The sequence below is a fragment of the Mariniblastus fucicola genome, assembly GCF_008087665.1.
Lineage (GTDB): Bacteria > Planctomycetota > Planctomycetia > Pirellulales > Pirellulaceae > Mariniblastus > Mariniblastus fucicola.
The window spans coordinates 4,849,788-4,871,437 of the sequence record NZ_CP042912.1 but is presented as its reverse complement, the minus strand read 5'-3'; the positions used below and the strand labels follow the sequence as shown (position 1 = coordinate 4,871,437).

Here is a 21,650-nt window from a genome sequence, read left to right as displayed (position 1 = left end):
TGATGCATGATCTGCGTTGTGCTTGGCCGAGTACATTGCCTCAACTGCCGCGAAACTTTGACTCAACGCGCGAACTTGTCAGAACGGGCGACCGGAACAAAGCCACACAACCATTCGTCCTTCACTGGTGAACAACAGGAGGTGTTCAATCTGCATGGCCGGCCCTCAAAAGAGCTGCGCGAATGCGTTAGCCGACAGCTACCATTCTCCAGTTCTAAATTCGCTCTTCGCGTATGGATTAGTTTGGGTAATTATGATCAATTAAGTAAGGAAATCAGGCTCCCACTTTCCACACGTGAAGGATCATGAAAACGCGCTATTCTATATTCTCAGCCGCTTTGCTGGCCGTTTCCATCGCAGCGATCTGCTTCGCCGACGCGTCCGCGTGTCAGCCAACGAACGTCGGCCACAGCAAGAAAAACATGGTGGCGACCGTATCGCCGATCGCGACTCAGGCAGGTCTCGATGCGATTCGTGGCGGTGGAAACGCAGTCGATGCAGCCGTTGCGGCGGCTCTGACACTGGGCGTTGTCGACGGTTACAACTCCGGGATCGGAGGAGGTTGCTTCATCCTGATCCATACGTCTGACGGACAGCTATATGCGATCGATGGCCGTGAGACTGCTCCGGCGATGGCGTTTCAGGATTTCTATCGAGACGAAAACGGAGAGATTCAGTCTGCTCAATCTCAAACCGGAGCACGGGCTGTCGCGGTGCCTGGAGCTTTGTTGGCCCTCGAACAAGCCGTCTCGCGTCACGGAAGGCGGGCGTTTCCGGAACTTCTCGAACCTGCCGCCCAAATCGCGGAAGAAGGTTTCAGGATCACGCCGCTATACAGTTCCCGGATCGCGCGAACACAAGAACGAATCAAACTGTTTCCCGCAACCGCTGCGTTGTTGTTGCATGAGGACGGAACTCCCAAACTCGCCGGGGAACTTCTGCAGCAGCGAAATCTCGCCGCTACTTATCGCAATATCGCCGCGAACGGGACGGACTGGTTCTACCGCGGACCGTTCGCCAAATCGGTTTCGGAATGGATGCGAAAATCCGGAGGAGCCATTACCGAATCCGATTTTGCCAACTACCAGACCGTGGATCGGGCTCCCGTGGCTACGCTGTATCGCAACGTTTGCGTGGTCGGATTTCCGCCGCCAAGCTCCGGTGGCATTCACGTGGCTCAGATTCTCAACATTGTCGAACACTTCGACCTCGCAGCGATCGCTCAGCGCAATCGGGCCGAGGCGATTCACCTGATTGCCGAAGCGATGAAGCTGGCTTTCGCGGATCGCGCTCATTGGCCAGGGGATCCGGCGTTTGCCAACGTTCCCAAAAGCCTGATTTGCAAACCTTACGCTTGCGAACTTGCCAAGCTGATTGATCCCGGATTTGTGTCAGATGTTCAGTCCCATGGCTGCCCGCCGAATCCGGCAGACGTTTTCCGGGATCGACACACGACGCACATCGCGACCGCGGACGAGGAAGGCAATTGGGTTGCGATCACTTCAACGATCAACACGACGTTTGGCTCGAAAGTCATCGTGCCAGGTACGGGAGTGATTCTGAATAATGAGATGGACGATTTCGCAATCGCACCTGGCGTTCCCAACGCTTTTGATTTGATCGGCGCGGACAACAATGCGATTCAACCTGGCAAGCGGCCGTTGTCGAGCATGAGCCCCACGATTGTTCTCAAGGACGGAAAACCAGTGATGACATTGGGGGCTGCGGGTGGCCCGAAGATTATCACGCAAGTCGCGTCGACGATTATTCGCGTTGTCGATTTCGGGATGACGCCACAGGATGCGATTGGAGCGGCTCGCTTCCATCACCAATGGTCGCCAGATCGTTTGCGTGTTGAGTCGACGATGGACGAATCGTTGAAGGCAGAGCTGTCTTCGTTTGGGCACGAGCTACAGATTGCCGATTCCGACAATGTGGGTGTGAGCCAGTTGATTTCTCGCGATCCCGAGACCGGAATTTTTACGGGCGTGCACGATCCCCGAGTCCCGGGTTCCGCTATGGGGTCAGAGTAGTTCGCCACGCGGACGGGACGGGAAAAGGTCCTGTGGCGTGACACCGATCAGGCTTGGTGGATTGTAAAGACTCAATCGAAGAGCGCCCTGTTTGCTAGCGCGCAAGCATGCTCGCCCAAGCTTGATATTGGACCCGTTCCGCTGGTCATATCCGTTCTGGTAGACCACTCGTTTGGTTTGGCCAATTTTCGTCTGCTTCGCAACGGTCCAGATTTACTTTCACGGGGTCTCTGAGTCCTCTGCCGTGCGGGCGCCAGAAAAAAAATCCTGTTTCTTCCAGAATCTTTGTGCGCTTTTTCGTGGCAACACGCTGTGTAAATAAGCCATCTTCACCACGGGCGTCCGCGGTCTCCACGTACGTCCACCGCAATGCATTCACCGAAATTGGGAAAAATCATGTCAAGCCATCAAACACGTTTTCTGTTCGCCACGCTCGTTTGTCTTGTGGCAGCAGCGCCCGGGTTTTGCAGCAACATCATCGCTACCAGCAGCAGCGGGCTGATCGAAATCGATGGAAACAACGGCGACAATTCTGTTGAAGTATTCTTTAACACCAAGAGCATCGTCGTCAGAGGATACGCCGGGACAACGATCAACGGGCAAAGCGCCCAGTACTTTTCGCCAACAGGCATTGCTGCAATACATATAAATCTAAAAAGCGGCAGAGATACGTTTTATGTTCATGATCTGCAGATTGAAGAGCTGTTGCTCGAACACGAATTCCGGTCGGGAGAAGCGTTCGTTTCAAATTGTAAAATTACAAACTTTGGCGCCATCATGGGAGCCGGCGACGATTCAGTGCAGGTCGAAGATTGCGAAGGCGACTTTCTGTTTGTAGGCGATAGTCCCACCGGTTTTCTGATGCCAACCTCACTCGATCCAACACTGTCGAAGTCACGGGTCCACTTGAACCAGTGCCGGTTTCGATGTGCGGATCTACAGGCCGAACTGGTTTCGGTCGACGGGTTTCTTGGAGCGATTCGAGCGATGGCTACCAAAGCGACAATCTTCAATGTCGACACGACATGGGGTGACGTTGGCTTGTACTGCCCGATTTGCACCGGAGTGTCGCCTGAACCATCATCGGTTTGGCTGACTGCTGATCGCGACTCGGCCAAGACTGATTTTACGCTCTGGAATGTCTTTACCAGAAACATTGAAGTCGCCACGACCGGCACGCTTTTCAACCGAACTTCCGAGGATGACTTTTTGAGATTGTTCGCGGTTCAATCGGAAACCCTCTATGTCACGACCGGCAAAGGGACTGACTACGCAATGTTGGTTCAATGTGACTTGGCAGATCAGTCCGTCATTGATCTCGGAGCTTCTCGTGACGGAAACAACTACGGATATTTCTCAGATGTCGATTGCGATCGCGACCTTGAAGTCTTCGGCGGCGATCAAGTTGATCAATTCCACTTCCAGGGTGGACTTTTCAAGCGAGATCTCGTGGTCGACACTGATAACGGTAGCGACGTGGTCAAGTTAAATAGCGTCGAGATCGGAGACTACCTTGATGTCTCCCTCGGTGACGGCAACGACTCAGTGAAGCTGTGCGGAGTCAAGCTCGGTCACGAGACAACGGTCGACGGAGGTCGGGGAGTCGATGATGCAGAAATGGATGCTGCAACGGTGACTTACGAAGTGGAAACCATCAGCGTGGAAAGCCACAATTTAATGCCGTTCTTCAATAACTAGCGATATCATGTTGGTACGAAAAAAGGCCGTGCCCAAATGGCACGGCCTGTACCTGTTGTCAAAGCTGGTTCAATCTAGCGACGTCGGCGAACCATGCCGATCAAACCGAAGGCGCCGAGGATTGCGAGCGTCGATGGCTCTGGAACGGCGTTGGCTGAGAACGTCAGATTGTCGAAATACACGACAGCGTTGCCGGTGAGGTTGCCACTGTCGTTGTTCAGACCAAAGTGGAAGTTACGCCACGTATCTGTAACATCGAAGTAGCCTGAGACGTCGTCTGCGCCAGGAGCGGTCGTTGTAATCGGAGCGACAACTGTTGTTGCAAACTGGCCGCCGGCGAGAGGCCAGCTTCCTGAATTCAATCCGTATCGAACTGTGTCAGAGTCGTATCCGGCGAATTCTCCTTGCGTGATGTGCGTTGTTTCAAACCACTGTGGGGCGGTTGTGTAAGTTTGGTCCGATTCCAGAATCAAAACGTCGTAACTGATCGTTCCGCCATTGACCGCTGCGGCAGTGACTTCATCAAACAGTGCAGATGACCAATTGGATGCATCCAGTTTGGCCATGTCACCAGCCCAACCGGCAGGAGCTTCCAGTTTTAGCATGCCTTCGCCGCCGACGATCGCGTGCGATACAACTGCTCCGGTGGTCGTGCCGGTGACAGCAAAGCCTTCGGTGTCTGAATCGAAGGTCAGCACTACGTCTGCCGAAGCCGGCATGGAACACGCAGTAACTAGTGGTCTGTCAGAGCTGAATTGATGGGTAAAGCTTCTTTAGTTTTATTCTTGCATCGTCAGTTTTGAATTGCCAATCAACGGTTGCTTCCGACTCGTTTCTTCCACGGTTCCAGGCTGCAACCTGTTTTTCGAGTGTCTTTTTGGTTGGGATTCGCCTGTTGAGACATTGCTTTGCCAGCGAAGCCAGTTCGGTTTCGGCCATGTTGAGCCAGCTGCCGTGTTTGGGCGTATAGTGGATTTCCAACTTCTCGATCAACCGACGAGCCTCCTGCGGTTCAAAGGCCTCGTACAGTGAGCCAGGCTTGTGGGTGTTGAGGTTATCCATGACCAAGACAATTTTCTCCGCGTCAGGATCAAGCTCGTCAACAAGTTTCTTGACGACATGGGCGAAGTCAACTTTCGTTCGTCGATCGGTCACCTCGACGTGGCGCCACCCTGCCAGTGGCTCAAAAAGCATAAACAGGTTCGCAACACCGTTGCGTTTGTATTCGTAGTCCTCTCGAGCTGGAGTGCCCGGCTTGGCGGGGATTGGAGTTCGAGTTTCGCCAACGAGTTGCTTGCTCGTTTCGTCAAGACACACAACAGGACGTTTGGCGTCGTAGGGGCGTTGATACACCTCAAGGACATCTTCCATGGCAGCTACGAATTCAGCGTTCTTCTCGGGAGGGATCACCCACTGCTCCTTCAAGTGAGGCTTGAGTTCGTTTTTTTCAGCGTCTCGCGGACACACTCGTGGCTGACCGAGTCGACAACTTCCAAAGCGATCAGACGATCAGCAAGCAAACGCAATGTCCACCGACTTCTGCCCTCGGGAGCTTCACTACATGCAGTTGCAATCAACGTCGCCTCAGCTTTACCGTCAAGCTTACGATAAATTCGCTTGCCAGTGTTCTTGCGAAACACTGCCGACTCCAACCCCTCTTCGACGAACCGCCGACGAATGCGAAATACCGTCGAAAGGCTCACTCCGGAAAACTCTGCGTTCTCCTGATCAGTCTTTCCCTGGTCGGCTTTGAGCAGAACGCGAGCTCGACCAAGAACAGAAACCGACTTACCGCCTTTGCGAATCAAGTCTTTGAGTAAATGACGTTCGCTATCAGTCAAATCAACAACAAAACGTTCTGACTTCGTTTTCATCTCGCCCTCCGTGGCAAAAAAGAAGACAATGAACGATAGCCAAAAACTAGTCAACTCAACTTTGACAGACTGCTAGTACTACAGCGCTAGGTTGATATTTGAGAATTAGTTGAAATTTGGGATTCTATATCGTTCACGCACAAGGAGGTGCTTTGATGGATGGTACTTGGATTCGTCAGATGAAACCAGCTTTGACACGTTTTCTGAATCGGTTCTCCGATTGTTTTAGTCGAAAAGATACCCGTGCTCATATGCCAACGTATGTTCAGGGTCAGCTATCAAACCTTGCTCGCAAGAGTGTTGAGCCCATTGCACTGGCTGCCGGAGTTCCCGTTCGCACGCTTCAGGAGTTTCTTGCTCAATACGCATGGAATGAAGACGCCGTGCGAGATCGTCTGCAACAGATGGTGGCAACGGAGCGCGGTAGCAAGCGTGCCATCGGCGTGTTTGACGAAACGAGCGATGTCAAGAAAGGCACCAAGACGCCTGGCGTTCAGCGTCAGTGGTGTGGCAAGGTTGGCAAGACCGATAACTGCATGGTGACGGTTCATCTTGCTTTTGCTCAGGATGACTTTCACTGCTTGCTTGATGGTGAGTTGTTCCTTCCTGAGAGCTGGTCTGAAGATCGCGAGCGTTGTCGCGTTGCCGGGATCCCCGACGAGATGGTGTATCAGCCAAAGTGGAAGATCGCACTGGAGCTTTACGATCGCGCGCTGTCCAACGGTCTGGAGTTTGAGTGGATCACCTTTGACGAAGGCTACGGCTCCAAAGGCCCGTTTTTACGAGCTCTTGATGCCAAAGCACAGTTATTCATCGGCGAGGTTCCGGTTTCAATGACCGGCTGGATCAAGAAACCCGGGCTCCAACATCCTCCCAAAGATCCGTGTCGTGGTCGGCCGCAAAAAGGTGCGCGAGTTGCCAAAGACAATCCCAAAGCTCAGCCGTTTCGCAAACTGCTGGAAGAATCCACGCGGTTCACGAATCAGTCATGGGAGCGTTATCGCGTCAAAGATGGAGATAAAGGTCCCATGGTCTGGGAAGTCAAGCATGCGATGATTTATCGTCCTGACGGCAAGAGTGTTTCGAGCAAGCGTTGGCACTTGTTGGTGGCTCGTAACCCACTCAAGCCGGATGAGATCAAGTACTTTCTCAGCAACGCGCCGGCTGCAACAAGCGTTCAAAAGTTGTTGCTCGTTGCCTTCAGCCGCTGGCATGTCGAACGTTGCTTCCAGGATCAAAAGCAGGACATTGGACTCGACGCCTGGGAGGGCCGGAAGTATCTCGGGCTCAAACGACACATGATTCTGTCGTGCGTAAGCTACCTGTTCTTGACGAAGATGCGAGAGAAGCTCGGGGGGAAAAAAATCAGGGTTCACCGTCTATCAGGTTCACGACGCCGTATCGGCACTGGTCCAGACTTGGTGGCTTAAGGGGCGGGCATCGTCGGCGCTACTGGACCGGGTTGCCGCTACGATTCAGTACCACCAACAACGAAACGCAAAAGCAACACGATCACACGCCAAGAGAACTCGCAAAAAACTCCGGAGAATTGGCATCAAAGTAAGCAAAATCAAACGATGCTACTGGGGTTCAACCTAGCGCTGTAGTACTAGCAGAACTACTAACGTAGTTGCAAAACGTCTGATCATGATGTTTCTCCAAGGGGTAGCAGAATTGCAGTTGCTAGTGAAAACTGCGATTGTAAAGAGGCGGTGCGGTTAACATCTAATCGTCAGCATTTGACCGCCCAGTTAGCCTATTTTATCGCGAGTTTCAATGAGAGCCATTGGGAAACATGACAGAAGCAACATTACGCAAAGATTCCGTATCGCATTCCACCTTTCGAATCGGTCGATCCGGGTAACACCTGACAGTCCTGCCCAAGAATAAAACCCTACGCAACCGGTTTCATTGTTTGGGAGCGTTCCCCGGGGGCCTGCCATTCGTATCGAAATTGAATACGCAACGTTCCGCTTGTCAGGACTACGACAGGTCGATCTGCAAACCGTCGTAACCGATTTCAATCCCGTCAGGAAGCGTCGGATTCACGACTTCGTAGTTCACTTTGCAGGCGCAATGAGTGAACCAGGTCTTCTTTGCGCCGATTCGTGCGGCAACTTCGATCGCCTGGTCGATGCTGAAATGAGTCGGGTGCGGGTCTTTGCGAAGTGCATCGAGAACGAGGACTTCGACTCCCTCCAGCAACTCAAAACTCGACTCCGGAATGTGGCTCACGTCGGTGCAATACGCAACGTTGCCAATGCGAAAGCCAAGCACGTCAAAATAAGGCCCGTGTTTGAGCGGGATCGGAATCACGGTCGCACCAAGGATATCGATCGGTTCCGTTGAGACCCGACGCAGATCGACCGACGGGGCAGCGCCTGCATGCGTCACCTCGCGATCCGAAAAAGCGTAATCGAACGCCATCCGAAGTCGCTGTTCCACGGTCTCGTTGCAGTAAACCGGAACCGGATGGCCGAGGTAGAACTGGAACAGACGGAGGTCGTCAAAGCCCATAATGTGGTCGCTGTGCTCGTGCGTGTAGATGACCGAATGCACGATGCCGATCTTTTCGCGGATCAATTGTTGGTGAAGATCCGGCGATGTGTCGACCAGCAGATTGCCCTCTGGAAGCCCAAAGATAGCACTCGAGCGAGTCCGTTTGTTGCGGGGATTGTCGCTTTGGCAGGTGTCGCAGCCGCAGCCGATCGCGGGCACGCCGACCGATGTTCCCGTCCCCAGCAGGATCAGTTTGCCGCGGATGTCAGTTGTGACCGGTTGCTTGCTCACGAGAAAATTTGCCAGGTGCTTGTCGGGCGGATAAGGCGGATTGGGAATCCGAAAACAGGAATTCAAAAGGATAATCAGATTGGCGTGCTGTCGATACAGCACTGAAACTCAAGACAGGGCTTACTGAAACAGTGCCCGGGCTTACCGTGGGAAAATCATGCACTGCCATGCGAAGTTCGGGCACGGTTGTTGCCTTCTAACTTTCTTCCCCGTTTCTGACTGACAATCTGAAGCAAGATGGGCTGTGAAAGACCGGTCAAAATCAGCATTTGTTGGCTTAACGGCGGCTCAGTTAACATTGACCCGTTTTCGCCAGCAAGATAACCTGACGGAACCGAAAACACGCTGAAAATAGGCCAAATGTCGATCAACAGGACTGACAGATCGGCATGGCGTTAAAGCTGCGCGACAAGACCAATCAACTTTAAAAATTCGAACCGAACTTTCTTGCTGGAACCAACCTCAGCTAGTTCGGATACCGGAAAGAATTATGGAAAAGCTGGAACTTCTTTGGGACAACACCACGCACTTCGTTTCAGGCGTCGTCCGAAATGTTGAGCGAACGATCACGAACCTGTTTGGTTCATCCAACGCGCGCCAGGTCAAGAAACTTCAGGGCCGCGTCGACGCGATCGGTGCGCTCGAAGCGACCTACGAAAAGATGACCGATGAAGAGTTGCGGAATCAAACGCAGCTGTTCATGCAGCGATTGCGAAACGGTGAAACAACCGACGACATTCTGACCGAAGCTTTCGCTGTCTGTCGCGAAGGCGGCAAGCGATTTCTTGGCATGCGGCACTACGACGTTCAGCTGGTAGGTGGCATGGTGCTGCACAGCGGCGCGGTTGCAGAAATGGTGACCGGTGAAGGTAAGACTCTGGTGGCGACGTTGCCGGCTTACTTGAACGCGCTTGAGGACCGCGGAGTGCATGTCGTGACGGTGAACGACTATCTTGCGCGTCGCGATATGGAATGGATGGCACCACTCTACATGGGGCTTGGTTTGACCGTCGGCAACATCCAATCCAACATGCCGGTGCTGGATCGACAAAAGTCCTACAGTTGCAACATCACTTACGGAACCAACAACGAGTTTGGATTCGACTACCTTCGCGACAACATGCGTCCGGCGGCACGCGGCGATGAACGTTTTCCTTCGCGCTTGCAGCAGTCGCAAGGCAAGTTGGCGTTTGCGATCATTGACGAAGTCGACAATATTTTGATCGACGAAGCCCGTACGCCGCTGATCATCTCCGGACCGGCTCATACGAATCCGGGCCGATACGCCGAAGCCAACAAGATCGCGTTGCAGTTGAAACGCGATCTGCACTACCAGGTAAACGAAAAAGATCACACCGCGACGCTGACTGATGAAGGTGTGCGTCATGCGGAAAAACTTGCCGGCGTCGAAAGTTTCTACACGCCCGGCAATATGGAATGGCCGCACCTGATCGACAACGCACTCCGCGCCCATTCGCTCTACACTTGCGATGTGAATTATGTCGTCAAAGATGGCCAAATTGTGATCGTTGACGAGTTCACAGGTCGCTTGATGGACGGTCGACAATGGTCCGACGGTTTGCACCAGGCAGTCGAGGCCAAAGAGAACGTCAAGATCAAGGAAGAGACTCAGACTCTGGCGACGATCACGCTGCAGAATTACTTCAAGCTGTACGACAAAATTTGCGGCATGACCGGTACCGCGATGACGGAAGCCGAAGAGTTCTACAAGATTTACGAACTCGATGTTGTCGCCATCCCGACAAACAAAACGATGCTGCGGATTGCTCATCCGGACATCATCTACAGCAGCGAAAAGCATAAGTGGAGCGCTGTCGCCGAAGAAGTCGAAAACTATCACATGCACGACATGGTTTTCATGAACAACGGTGACATCTACGTCGGCAAACTGGTCAGCGACGATGGCGACGTCGTGATCAAGGACAGCATGGACGGCAAAGAACACACGCTGTCGCAGGGCAAGGTCAAAAAAATACAGCGAGCCGGACGTCCGATCCTTGTGGGTACCACCACGATCGAGAAAAGTGAGTTGTTGTCAGAGCTGTTGACCAAACGCGGGATCAAGCACGAAGTTCTCAACGCCAAGAACCATAAACGTGAAGCCGATATTGTCGCTCAGGCGGGTCGCTTTGGTGCCGTCACGATCGCGACGAACATGGCCGGTCGTGGTACCGACATTATCATGGGTGGTAACCCGGAAACGATGGCGTGGGCGCGCTTGCAGGATACCTATCCGACACGTTTGGATGTTCCGCAGGAAGAGTGGGATGCGTTGGTCGCCGAGATCGACGAAGAACACAGAATGGCCGAGATGGGCAAAGAAGTGAAAGCCATGGGCGGCTTGCACGTACTCGGAACCGAACGTCATGACGCTCGCCGGATCGACCTTCAGCTTCGTGGTCGTTGCGGTCGTCAAGGTGACCCCGGAAGTAGCCGTTTCTTCCTCAGCCTCGACGATGACCTGATGCGAATCTTCGCCGGTCCGTTCGTGAAACGCGTGCTTGAAATGGGCGGTTTCAAGGACGATGTGCCGATCGAAAGTAAGATGGTTTCACGTCGAATCGACAGTGCCCAGAAGAAGCGCGAAGAGTTTAACTTCGAGATCCGTAAAAGCTTGCTCGAATACGACGAAGTGATGGACGAGCAGCGAAAGCGTATCTACAGCTTCCGTCAGCGGATTCTCGACGGAGCCAGTTGTCGCGAGATCGTGCAGGACATGATTCGCGAGCAAATTGAGTCCAACCTTGCGACTTGCCTCGACGATTCCTTTGGCTATGAATCGTTCGCAAGCTCTGCGGCCAACCAGCTGTCAGTGGATTCGCTTGATCCAAAGCTGTTTCGAAAGCTGTCTCCGGATGAAGCAGAAAAAACGGCGATCGATGAAGCGCAGCGGATGGCGGAAACTCTGGTCGTCAGTCAGGTCGAAGACCATTTGCCGATCTCGGAAGACGAATCCGAATGGAGTTGGTCAGCGTTGGCTCATTTCGCTAACAGTCGCTGGGACTTGAAAGTCAACGAGCATGAATTGAAGAAGGTGGGTCGTGAGCGGGTCGACGAATTTCTGATCGACAAGGCTCGCAAGGCTCTCGAGAAGATCGACATTTCTCATGCCGAGCAGATGCTGCATCACAATTATGGCGTCCGAACAGCGGCCGCATGGTTGAAGGCTAAATTCGGTATCGAGCTTGATCCGGAATCGCACAGCGAAGCTTCTGCCGACGAGATCACGGAACTGGCGACCGATAAGGCGATCGAAGTTTACGATCGCAAAGAAGCCGAATACCCGGTGATGGCTGGTTTCTATCAGTTCTCAACTCCCGGCAGCGGCGGGGCGCAACCGCGGCTTGATCGCGAGCAGTTGATGGACTGGGCCGCGCAGCGTTTTGAAGACGCTGACATGACGGCGTCGGTTATTCAGGATAAACAGCGTCAGGAAATTGCCGATCTGTTGATCGACAAAAGCCTGCACCATCAGCAACAAGCTCAAACAGCGATTGCCACGCTGCATGAAAAACTGACCGAGCTTTCCCAGAAAGGCGAACTGCCTTTGAAGAATGCCAACGGTGCTGCTGATTCTCTGGCCAGTTGGTTCAAGGATACGTTGGATTACGAACTGGATCTTGAACATGTTGATCGGCTTGAGAAAGATCAGCTTGAAGATCAGCTCGAAGCGATCGTCGAGAATCATTACCATCCTGAATTCCGTCGCATGGAGCGAATGGTTTTGTTGGAAGTCGTTGATTCGGCCTGGAAAGACCACCTGTTGGCGATGGATTACCTTCGCAGTGCCGTTCGCAACCGAGGGATGGCTCAGCTTGATCCCAAAGTCGAATACAAGCGCGAAGGTATGCGAATGTTCGAAGGGCTTTGGAGCTCGATCGGCGAACGTGTCACCGATCTTGTTTTCCGCATGGAAAATATGAACGCGGATTTCGTCAGCCACACGCTTACGGAAACCATGGCCAAGCCGCCGACAGAAACTCGCACGATCGAAACGCGTGAAACCTATCAGGACGATACCACGCAGGAGAATCAGGACGCGGCCGATACTGCAGGTTCGAAACAGAAAGCGGAAACGATTCGCAACCGCGATAACAAAGTTGGTCGCAACGATCCGTGTCCGTGTAACAGCGGCAAGAAGTACAAGAACTGCTGCATGAGAAAAGCCGGTTAGCAGCAGGTCGATCTGTCCGTTAGTAGGTCGGTCTGTCCCAGACCGACACCCGACAGCAACCCCCAAATCGCCCAAGAGCAAAGGATTGACTTGCGCCTGCGATCCCAAATCCGCACCTTCGTCCTCAACGGAATCTGGCTGATCATTTTGCTGATCGGTTTGCCGTGGCTCGCATGGCGTTTTGTGTCCAAAGGCAAAAACCGTCGAGGTTGGAGTCAAAAGCTGTTTGGGTTGGTTCCGGCTTCCGCCAAACCGGTTGGCTCAAAGCGGATTTGGCTGCATGCTGTCAGCGTCGGCGAAGTCCATCTGCTCAACACGCTGGTCGGTTCGTTGCTTCAGCATCACGGCGATGTCGAGCTCTTCATTTCCACCACAACGGAAACTGGCTACGACCGCGCGGTGGCTCTCTTCGGAGACCGGCATGAAGTCTTCTTCTTTCCGTTTGATTTCAGCTGGGCGATTCGAAACGTGATCAGGCGAATCGATCCCGACCTGCTGGTCCTTGCAGAGCTGGAACTCTGGCCCAACCTGATTCACATTTCTGCGGATCTTGAACTGCCAGTCGTTGTCGCCAATGGACGGCTGAGCGAAAACAGCCACCGCAATTATCGCCGTTTTGAATTCTTCACCCGGCCGATGTTTCAAAAGTTGAATCGAGTCGCCGCCCAGGATCGAATCTCTGCCGATCGATTTGTCGAACTTGGGTGCGATCCTAATCGGGTCATCGTCACTGGAAATCTCAAATACGATGCCATTGAAACAGATCGCAACAACGCAAAAACGTCAGCCTGCCGGTGCCTTGCAAGGGATTTTGGAATCGCTGATGACGACCGGATCCTGATCGCCGGAAGCACCCAAATCGAAGACGAATCAGCCGCGGTCAACGCGTGGGAAATGCTGCGAAGTGAATTTGGCGATCTCAAACTGGTCATCGTCCCGCGTCACCCCGATCGATTCGCAGAAATCGAATCGTTGCTGGAAAAGAAAGGCCTGGTTGCGAATCGACGTTCGCAGCACGGCAGCGTTTCAGTCGACTCGGACATACTTGTCGTCGACGTCATTGGAGAGCTCTCAGGCTGGTGGGGCTTGGCGGACGTGGCCTTCGTCGGCGGAAGCATGGGCTCGCGAGGTGGGCAAAACATGATCGAGCCAGCGGCCTATGGAATTCCTGTCTGCTTCGGTCCCAATACAGCGAATTTCCAATCCACGGTCGACGGTCTGCTCGCGCACAACGCCGCTAAAGTCGTCGAGGATACTGTGCAGCTGACCGATTTCGTTGCCCGAGCGTTGGGTGATCGCGTTGAAAGCGAATCGATGGGAAAACGAGCTCAGGAGTTCGTGCAACAGCATCGAGGAGCAGCAGCTCGAACGGTTGAAATTCTAGGTCGGTTCCTGCAGTCCAAGTCGCGGAAAGACCTCGAACACGCGGCGTGAACCAATTCGCAATCCGAGCCACGCCCCCGGTGACCAGTCGGAACCGCTTCGGGTTATAATTGCAGCTCCAGTTTCCGTCTCCGCTGCAAGCTACCTATGCGAATCGGCTATCACACCAATGGAATGACGCAGCACGGTCTGTTCGCCGGGCTGAACCTGCTCGCCAAAACCGGTTACCGGAGTGTGGCGATCAACATCGACCACGGCTGGCTCGCGCCCGGAGACGCCGGTGTCAAAGCAAATGTTCATAGCGTGAAATCGCTGCTCAACGATCGAGGGATCAACTGCGTGGTCGAAGCGACCGCGAACTTTCTGTTGGATCCCGAAACGCGAAACGGTCCGACGTTGATGGACCACGATCCGGGGCTGGTGGAAAGTCGAATGCGCTATCTGAAATATTGCGTCGACGTTGCTGCGGAACTTGAGGCCGACTGTATGTCAATGCGTTCAGGCACCCGACCCGAAGGTTTGACGTTCGAGAAAGCGATGGGTCGACTGGTTGATGGTGTCGAAGAACTGCTCCTGTACGCCGCCGAACGCGATGTCGTCGTCAGCATCGAGCCGGAGCCCGGGATGCTGGTTGATACGCTGGGACGATTTGATCGACTGCTGCACCTTTTCGATTCGCCACGGATGATGTTAACCTTGGACGTCAGCCACATTTTCTGCAACGACGAACTTCCATTGGCCGCGCAGCTCGATCGCTGGAAAGACAAAATCGCAAACATCCACATCGCAGATGTTCGCGAAGGCAAGCATCAACATCTTCCGCTGGGCGAGGGCCAAATCGGATTTCCGTTAGTGCTCAATGCGATCGCCGGTTCGGGCTACTGCGGCGGAATTCACGTCGACTTGCCTGACTTCAGCCAGGACGCTGCGGCGATGATTCAAAACAGCTACAACTTCCTTTTTCCACTTATCGAACAAGCAAAGGCCAAAAACCTTGAGTAGCAAACGACTCGTTTTTCTTACCGTCCCTGGCCTGCGTCGCAAAGACCTGCAGAAGATGCCAAACTTGCAAATGCTAACCAGTTCAGGTTGCGTTAGTACCGTCCGGCATGCGTTCCCTTGCGTCACCTGGCCCAGCCAAGCCAACGTTTTGACAGGAAAGGCAGCGGACAGTCATGGCGTTGTCGCCAATGGTTTTTACTGGCGAGACGAATGCAAGGTTGAAATGTGGACGGCCTGGAACGAAGTCATCCAACAGCCGCAGATTTGGGATTTGCTCAAAGACAAAGGGCTCAAGTCGGCTGCCTGGTTTCCGATGCTGAGCAAAGGTTGCGGCGCGGACTATGTTTGCATGCCGGCTCCAATTCACAAGCCTGACGGCAGCGAAGACCTTTGGTGCTACACCAAACCACAGGAGTTCTACGGCGAACTGCTGGAAAAGTATGATCACTTTCCGCTGAAACATTTTTGGGGCCCGTTGGCCAATATCAAGTCCAGCAAATGGATTGCCAATTCAGCCGTTGAATGTGCCAGAAAGTTTAAACCGGATTTCTTCTACATCTATCTGCCGCATCTGGATTACGCGGCGCAGAAATTTGGTCCTGACAGCGAACAGGCGATTGCGGCGGTTGAAGAACTGGACGCGCTGATTGGCGAACTGGTCGCGGATATGAATGCCGGCTTGGAGGATCCATCGTGGATGGTGTTGAGCGAGTATGTGATCACCGCAGTGGATCACGTGAGCTATCCCAATCGAATTTTACGAAACGCCGGATTGCTGTCCGTTTGCGAGTCCGATTCAGATCCCGGCAAAGAGATGTTGGACTTTGAGCACAGCGACGCGTGGGCATTGGTCGACCACCAGTTCTCACACGTGTTCGTGAAAGATCGAAATGAAGAAACGATCGCGAGGGTCGTCGAGCTTTTTCAGGACACCGAAGGCATCGATAAAGTTCTGGTCGGACCAGAGCGAGGTGATCTGGACCACGAACGCAGCGGAGACGTCGTTCTGGTTTCCAACGCAAATAGCTGGCAAGCTTACTATTGGTGGCTGGACGATTCGCTCGCGCCATCCTTCGCCCACACGGTCGATATTCATCGAAAGCCTGGCTACGATCCGATCGAATTGTGCTTCGACATGGCGACCATGTCAGTCCCGCTGGATGCCACGCTAGTCAAAGGATCGCACGGCGTGCCGCAGGAACCGGGAAAGGAACAGGGTGTGTTAGCCTGTTCCGATGCAGCCCTTCTCGATGGCGATGTGCTCAGTGAGACTCAGGTTTTTGAATCCGTCATTCGGTTTTTTCAGCAAGCCTGACTACCAGATAACGGTGCCGCCTTCGGGGGCAATCATGTCGTCGAGATCATAGAACATGTCTTCGCTGATATCGTTTTGGCTGATGTTGAGATACTTCAGGTTCTCAAGCTTCAAAAGCGACTCGGCACCGTCGTCGGTCAAGCGTTCCTTGTTCGATCCGCAGTGCAACCATGTGAGCTGAGGCATTTTCTCAAGCGTCTTCAGGCTCGCGTCAGTCACCGCGGTCTTGTCGATGTTCAGCCACGTGACCGAATCGAGTGTAGCGATGCTCTCGACGACCGGGTCACCGATTTTGGTGCTCCAGAAATTGACTTCTTTCAGCTTGTCCATGCGAGCAAAATGCGGAGCTGAAGCATCCGTGATGCCTGGTGAATTCGTCTCACTCAAGTCCAGTTTTCGAAGGTTCGGCAGCTCGGAAAGCGCCTCAACTCCTGCATCCGAAATGTTGGTGTTGCGAAGCACCATGACTTCGAGGCTGGGGATCTTTGCCAGAGCCCGCATGCCTTCGTCGCCCACGTCAGTGCCGAACAGGTAGATTTCCTTCAGGTTCTCAAGTCCCTGTAGTTTCTTCATTCCTGCGTCGGTGACTTGCGTGTAATTCAAACCCAACACTTTCAGCTTTTTCATCTTGGCCACCGAATCGAGAGTTCGGTCGCTGATCTGTCCGCCCCAAATTTTCAGAAACGAAAGGTTGGGCAATCCGGAAATCGCTTCGACTGCCGTGTCTGCGATTTGGTTATCGGTAAGGTCGAGCGCTCGCAGTGTCTTCAAGTCCGCCAGCTTGGCAATGTCCGAGGATTTGACGCGGGTTTGAGTGCAGCGAATCTGCTCCAACGCTGGAAACTTGGCGAACAGGTCGAAACCATCGGCTGGGAAACTGACTCGCGCCATCTGTAGAAACTTGAGCTTGGGAAGTTTGCCCAAGTTCGTGATGTCTGCGGACGTCAAAGATGCTCCAGGCATGTCAACGCGTTGAAGCGTGTCGAAGCTTGAGAGAACCTCGAAGGACTTTGCGTCGAGAGTCGAACCGTTGAACGAAAGACGCGTAAGGGCCGTGCAATCTGCCAGCTTTTCCAGCAGAGCGTTATCGTTGCTGATGTCCGCAAAGTCGACCTCAGAAATCGTGCCGTCGGTTTTCGAAAGGACAACATAGCCGCCGACGTTTTCGATTTCTTTGACCAACGCTTCCCGAACTTCAGCCGACAGTGGCTCGACAACTGGAACCGGCTCAGCTTTCGGTTGCTCAGAACTCACGACGTCTGATTCAACTGATCTTTGTCGAGCTTCATCCCGCTGCTTTTTCGCCTGGATCAGATCGTCATAGTTGGTCTTCTGACAGCCAACGGCAAGGCAAGAAAGCAGTAGCAAAATGGTCGAAAGTACGCGCGTGTTCAACTCGGTTTCTCCTGATAGCGACGCCGGTAAAGGCCAAAAATATAGGGTAGCACGCCAGTAGATGAAGTGAAGGAGGTTGAGCCCCTGGCCCGCACAAAGCTCATAGTTTAACCAGGACGAACATTTTCGCTGACCAGAACATGTGGAAATTCGCTGACAAGATATGCGGCTTGTGACTGTTGTGACCGAAATGATGATTGTTCGTTTATCTGTATTGAGGTCCACTCAAATGCAATTGTTCAGGCTCAATAGCTGGCACTTGGCCACCGCAGGAATGTTGCTCGGTGCGTTTTCGTTCACAACCCATGATTCCGGGTCGGAGGACGATCTGCTGGATTCCGCACTTGATGGCCCCGTGCCGCAGTATCAAAGCACCGCCGATCCAGGGTTCAGCGAGCCGTCGCCCAAGGTGAATGCGAATACTACGGGTGCAGCCACGCCCCAATCCGCTCTGCAAAGCCAGCCAGTCACTCCGCCAGTGTCGAGCTCGAAAAGTTCGGACGAATCAAGCGGCCCGAGTTACGCGGGAGTTGAATTGGCTCCCAATCCGTTGGCGAGTTTGCTTGGCGGAGAAACGATCGCGAGCCCGTCGCCAAAGGCCATCCCGAAAGCAAACGTACAGCCGAAAGCGAACGTACAGTCGAACTCAACCGAGCAGCATTCTCCATCAGGCATTGTTCCAGAACCGGTTCGGCCAACCGAGCCTGCCCCCGTACCGAAACGTCTGGCACCGGTCAGCCCGGAGCCTGCGAAAATCCAAGTCGAACCTGAACGAGAACTCGGTTCGATCAAGACGTTGCCGCCACAGTACAGGTCTCCGTTTGATCCAGCACCGATTCAGGCTCATCCGCAGACGATTGTGCCGCCGTCGACTCAGCAAATACAACCCGCGCCTGCCGCGAACGCGCAGGGCGTGATGAAAAGTGATCCGGCAAAGAAAGCTGCTGACAAAGCGACTGCCAAAGCTCACCGAAAACCAGAGCTCAACTATGACGTCTATCGAGACCCGTCGGTTTATCCGATCGATCCCCGAAAGCAAAACAATCCCTGTACGCAGGGGCCGAGCCGTGGCTGTGGATGTCGTTCGGTGGCCCGCACAGGGCTGCACGGTCGGCCTTACCAACCGACTGAACCCGGTGGCTATGCCTGCGGCAAGCGATGCAATAACAAGCATCCGCAGTTTTCCGCTTACTGGCCTCGTCCGTTTTCAGCCAAGTTGGACGAGCATAATCCGGAGCGAGCAGCGAGTCGATATTCGGGATGCCAGGAGAACAAGCTGATCGACGCGTTCGATCGTTTGGCGAATTTTCGGCTGATCGACTATCAACGAACGGACAACGGATATTGCGGACCAGAAAGCGATCCTTGGGGCTGTCTCGGCGAAAGCAAGCAGCTGGGAACGACCTATCCAGTCCAGGCAATTCCTGTCGTGCCGACGCCCGCCGCGTACCCGCTGCAGTGAGACCTTATTCCGTTTTCGCACCAACGATTTCAAGCAGGCGATCGTGGAACGGACCGTTGCTGGCCATCGCATTGCCGCTGTCGATTTTTCGTTCGCCACGAAAGTCAGTGAAAACCCCGCCAGCTTCCTCAACGATCGGCATCACTGCGGCGGCGTCCCAAATGTTCAGTATCGCGTCAGTCATCACTTCGATTCGACCTGTGGCCAACAGCAAGTAGCCATAAACGTCGCCCCAAGTGCGGCAAAAATAGACTTCTTTCGCGAGGCGATTCCACGCGTCCGCTGCTCCGACCTCGCCGAATGTTTCCGCCTGGGATGTCGCCATGACCGCATCGGCGATTTCTGTCGTTGTCGAAACGCTCGCTTTTGTCGGCGTTTCAGTACCACGGAAGTGCCAGGCACCCTGCCCTTTCATCGCGTGGATGCCTTCGTCGAGGCCGGGAAGATAAACCGAACCGATCAGACATTCGCGATCGTCACTGCCTTCGATGGCTCGATCAACCGCGACCATGGTTCCGTAAAGTGGCACGCCGGAAATGAAAGACTTCGTCCCGTCGATCGGGTCAAGAATCCACCTCCACGGAGAACTGCCTTCGGTCACTCCGAACTCTTCACCCACAATCGAATCGTCAGGAAAGTGTTTGGCGATTTGTTCGCGAAGATGCTTTTCCGATTCACGATCGGCAATCGTCAACGGCGAGCGGTCGGCTTTCTTTTCAACTTCAAAGCGGTCGGTTTGAAACCAGTTCAAAGTGACTTTGCCCGCGGACTTTGCAATTTGCTGCGCGAGTTCATATCGCTGTGTGGATTCAGATTGGCTCAAGGTTCTGCCGTTGTTTGAGAGGATGCCTGTTCATTGAGCTCCTGTTTGTAAAGCACAAGAGAGTGAATGAAAAGCATGATCGCTCCAACAACCAGCAAACTGTCAGCGATATTAAAATTCGGCCAGGGATCAAAGAACGGAACGCCCTCCAGGCGAAACAGAATCCAGTCCCTGACGTTATCTCGAATGTGTTCCGGATAAGACGGTTTGGCTCCCAGTCCAACTCGGTCGTACAGGTTTCCGATAATGCCACCGGAGACCAGACCAAGCGCGAACGTCAGCCACAGATCGACCGCTGCCCGATACACGAACAGCCAGCCAAGAATGCCGGCCAAAGCAACCAGCGAGAAGATCGCGAAGTAAAAACTCATGCCGGCACCCATGCCAAACAGAGCCCCTGGATTGGTCGAAGGCTGGACGCCGAAGATTCCTTCGATCCACCAGAATGCCACGTACTGGCCGTGGACGCCTTCCGTTGCGATCTGAGGATCAAAATAGTTGTCGAACACCCAGGCTTTGGTGATCAGGTCAGCCGCAAGTCCTGCTATCAACAGCCCAAAAAAAAGGACGAAGCGACTTGCAGGAAGTCGCTCGTCCGTCGGAGTAATTTGTTGATCGATGTTCGAAGCGTCGTTAATAATTGCCGTCTTCGAGTTCACTGGCACACTTCACGCAATGCGGAGTATAGGGAATCGCTTTGAGTCGAGTCTTTGGGATTTTCCCAGAGCATTCAAGGCAAGAACCATAAACACCCTCTTCAATCCGTTCAAGAGCACCTTCGACCGCGGTCAGAGTTTCGCCTTCGCTGTTCATCAACAGGATCGTGTTGTCCTGTTCGAACGTGTCACTTCCCATGTCCGCCATATGACTGGGGACCGAAGAAGAGCCCGAACCGCCGGAACCGCCAGAAGACAGTGCCGAATTCGCGAGCGTGCTCACGTCTCCACGCAATCTTGCTCGAAGATTCAGCAGCAACTCCTTGAAAGGCTTCACTTCCGCCTTTTTCATCTTTGCCATCTCTATTCCTTTCGCCGTTTATCGCCCGATTCACTTTCGCAAACTTAAGCGCCGAACAGATCTAAACACGATGCGTGAAAAGTTGTTTCGGCATTCGATTTGGTTATCACTCAAAAAGTGATGAAGCGAGCGTGTTTTTCTAAGGGAAGAAACGTTACCGGCATCCTGCAAAGCCTCTTTCTGCGGGAAAGATCCAGTCCGTTTCGAGCATTATCCTATCGCCGTTCTACGAACAAACACCAGACTTGGTTTCGGAAATTCATCGAATTAACACGTTTGATTCGTTTTGGGTGGATTACGTTCACCTTAGAGCTTCCAAATCCGGTTTTTGACAAACGGTATTTGCATTTGGCGAAGATTTGAAACCGGTGTCATAATGCGAGCCGATGAGAAATTGTTTCCGGCCCCAAACTTTGCAGAATTGGCATTACTGAGTCTTCAGTTGGCTGCGCTGAGTAGTCAATTGTCCAACCGGTCTCGATATTGGTCGTCGGTCGGTCGAGAAACTCAAGTCCAGATTCCTCGATTCATTGTCGGGAATTAGCTGTTGGGAGAGCTGGTCACCTTTGAGCACGAGACGAACCGGAGCAAACCCAAACAGCCAACATGCGTGCAAGTTGCCCTGTCTGCCCTGTCCGATTTCGATCGTGCATCATGATCCGT

General features: G+C 53.4%; 15 protein-coding genes. 8 read left to right on the top strand and 7 right to left on the bottom strand.

Annotated features, from left to right (window positions below; all coding sequences use genetic code 11):
- Positions 1-305 precede the first annotated feature (305 nt).
- Both ggt and MFFC18_RS18055 read left to right on the top strand, forming a co-directional pair.
- A complete protein-coding gene (gene ggt, locus MFFC18_RS18060; protein ID WP_075082511.1) occupies positions 306-2,033 on the top strand; it encodes a gamma-glutamyltransferase in 1,728 nt (575 codons plus the stop codon).
- Between the two features lie 396 nt (positions 2,034-2,429).
- Positions 2,430-3,731 (top strand): hypothetical protein, encoded by a 1,302-nt coding sequence (locus MFFC18_RS18055; protein ID WP_148618967.1) that lies wholly within the window; start codon positions 2,430-2,432, stop codon positions 3,729-3,731.
- Positions 3,732-3,805: 74 nt separating this feature from the next.
- Here MFFC18_RS18055 and MFFC18_RS18050 read toward each other — a convergent pair whose 3' ends face one another.
- A complete protein-coding gene (locus MFFC18_RS18050; protein WP_075082513.1) occupies positions 3,806-4,450 on the bottom strand; it encodes a PEP-CTERM sorting domain-containing protein in 645 nt (214 codons plus the stop codon).
- A 25-nt stretch (positions 4,451-4,475) separates the two neighbouring features.
- Positions 4,476-5,605, bottom strand: a protein-coding gene (locus MFFC18_RS18045) for an IS630 family transposase (protein ID WP_202907504.1) whose coding sequence is annotated in 2 segments (ribosomal slippage) — positions 4,476-5,179 and positions 5,179-5,605 — 1,131 coding nt in all. Because the reading frame shifts where the segments join, the coding sequence is not laid out codon by codon here.
- A gap of 155 nt (positions 5,606-5,760) precedes the next feature.
- On the opposite strand from MFFC18_RS18045, the gene MFFC18_RS18040 reads away from it, so the two are divergent.
- Positions 5,761-7,035: an IS701 family transposase gene (locus MFFC18_RS18040; RefSeq protein WP_148618671.1), complete on the top strand. Its 1,275-nt coding sequence runs from the start codon at positions 5,761-5,763 to the stop codon at positions 7,033-7,035.
- A gap of 553 nt (positions 7,036-7,588) precedes the next feature.
- Here MFFC18_RS18040 and MFFC18_RS18035 read toward each other — a convergent pair.
- Entirely contained in the window at positions 7,589-8,395 is an 807-nt protein-coding gene (locus MFFC18_RS18035) for an MBL fold metallo-hydrolase (protein ID WP_238381194.1), read from the bottom strand.
- 490 nt (positions 8,396-8,885) lie between these two features.
- Here MFFC18_RS18035 and secA point away from each other — a divergent pair, with 490 nt between their 5' ends.
- From secA to MFFC18_RS18015, 4 genes are all read left to right on the top strand, one after another.
- Complete coding sequence (gene secA, locus MFFC18_RS25695; protein WP_075082966.1) at positions 8,886-12,590, top strand: preprotein translocase subunit SecA; 3,705 nt, start codon at positions 8,886-8,888, stop codon at positions 12,588-12,590.
- A 90-nt stretch (positions 12,591-12,680) separates the two neighbouring features.
- Positions 12,681-14,024, top strand: a complete 1,344-nt coding sequence (locus MFFC18_RS18025; RefSeq protein ID WP_157665064.1) for a 3-deoxy-D-manno-octulosonic acid transferase — start codon at positions 12,681-12,683, stop codon at positions 14,022-14,024.
- 96 nt (positions 14,025-14,120) lie between these two features.
- Positions 14,121-14,975 (top strand): sugar phosphate isomerase/epimerase family protein, encoded by an 855-nt coding sequence (locus tag MFFC18_RS18020; protein ID WP_075082967.1) that lies wholly within the window; start codon positions 14,121-14,123, stop codon positions 14,973-14,975.
- Positions 14,968-16,290 (top strand): alkaline phosphatase family protein, encoded by a 1,323-nt coding sequence (locus tag MFFC18_RS18015; protein ID WP_075082968.1) that lies wholly within the window; start codon positions 14,968-14,970, stop codon positions 16,288-16,290. The genes MFFC18_RS18020 and MFFC18_RS18015 overlap by 8 nt, the downstream gene beginning before the upstream one ends.
- Here the strand turns inward: MFFC18_RS18015 and MFFC18_RS18010 are convergent, their stop codons facing one another.
- On the bottom strand, positions 16,291-17,685 hold the full coding sequence (locus MFFC18_RS18010; protein WP_075082969.1) for a leucine-rich repeat domain-containing protein: 1,395 nt from the start codon (positions 17,683-17,685) through the stop codon (positions 16,291-16,293).
- Between the two features lie 229 nt (positions 17,686-17,914).
- Between MFFC18_RS18010 and MFFC18_RS18005 the strand changes: the two genes are divergently transcribed.
- A complete protein-coding gene (locus MFFC18_RS18005; RefSeq protein ID WP_075082970.1) occupies positions 17,915-19,147 on the top strand; it encodes a hypothetical protein in 1,233 nt (410 codons plus the stop codon).
- A 4-nt stretch (positions 19,148-19,151) separates the two neighbouring features.
- Here the strand turns inward: MFFC18_RS18005 and MFFC18_RS18000 are convergent, their stop codons facing one another.
- From MFFC18_RS18000 to MFFC18_RS17990, 3 genes are read right to left on the bottom strand one after another with little or no spacing between them, the layout of a single operon-like run.
- Positions 19,152-19,970, bottom strand: coding sequence for an inositol monophosphatase family protein (locus MFFC18_RS18000; RefSeq protein ID WP_075082971.1), 819 nt, complete (start codon positions 19,968-19,970; stop codon positions 19,152-19,154).
- Positions 19,967-20,629, bottom strand: a complete 663-nt coding sequence (locus MFFC18_RS17995) for a signal peptidase II (RefSeq protein ID WP_075082972.1) — start codon at positions 20,627-20,629, stop codon at positions 19,967-19,969. Before MFFC18_RS17995 ends, MFFC18_RS18000 begins: the two co-directional genes overlap by 4 nt.
- A complete protein-coding gene (locus MFFC18_RS17990; RefSeq protein WP_075082973.1) occupies positions 20,604-20,987 on the bottom strand; it encodes a TraR/DksA family transcriptional regulator in 384 nt (127 codons plus the stop codon). The genes MFFC18_RS17995 and MFFC18_RS17990 overlap by 26 nt, the downstream gene beginning before the upstream one ends.
- Positions 20,988-21,650 lie beyond the last annotated feature (663 nt).

What these genes read in the sequence shown, in the direction of transcription:
- ggt (WP_075082511.1), top strand. Translation starts at nt 306, where the DNA reads ATGAAAACGCGCTATTCTATATTCTCAGCCGCTTTGCTGGCCGTTTCC.
- MFFC18_RS18055 (WP_148618967.1), top strand. Translation starts at nt 2,430, where the DNA reads ATGTCAAGCCATCAAACACGTTTTCTGTTCGCCACGCTCGTTTGTCTT.
- MFFC18_RS18050 (WP_075082513.1), bottom strand. Translation starts at nt 4,450, where the DNA reads ATGCCGGCTTCGGCAGACGTAGTGCTGACCTTCGATTCAGACACCGAA.
- MFFC18_RS18040 (WP_148618671.1), top strand. Translation starts at nt 5,761, where the DNA reads ATGGATGGTACTTGGATTCGTCAGATGAAACCAGCTTTGACACGTTTT.
- secA (WP_075082966.1), top strand. Translation starts at nt 8,886, where the DNA reads ATGGAAAAGCTGGAACTTCTTTGGGACAACACCACGCACTTCGTTTCA.
- MFFC18_RS18020 (WP_075082967.1), top strand. Translation starts at nt 14,121, where the DNA reads ATGCGAATCGGCTATCACACCAATGGAATGACGCAGCACGGTCTGTTC.
- MFFC18_RS18005 (WP_075082970.1), top strand. Translation starts at nt 17,915, where the DNA reads ATGCAATTGTTCAGGCTCAATAGCTGGCACTTGGCCACCGCAGGAATG.
- MFFC18_RS17990 (WP_075082973.1), bottom strand. Translation starts at nt 20,987, where the DNA reads ATGGCAAAGATGAAAAAGGCGGAAGTGAAGCCTTTCAAGGAGTTGCTG.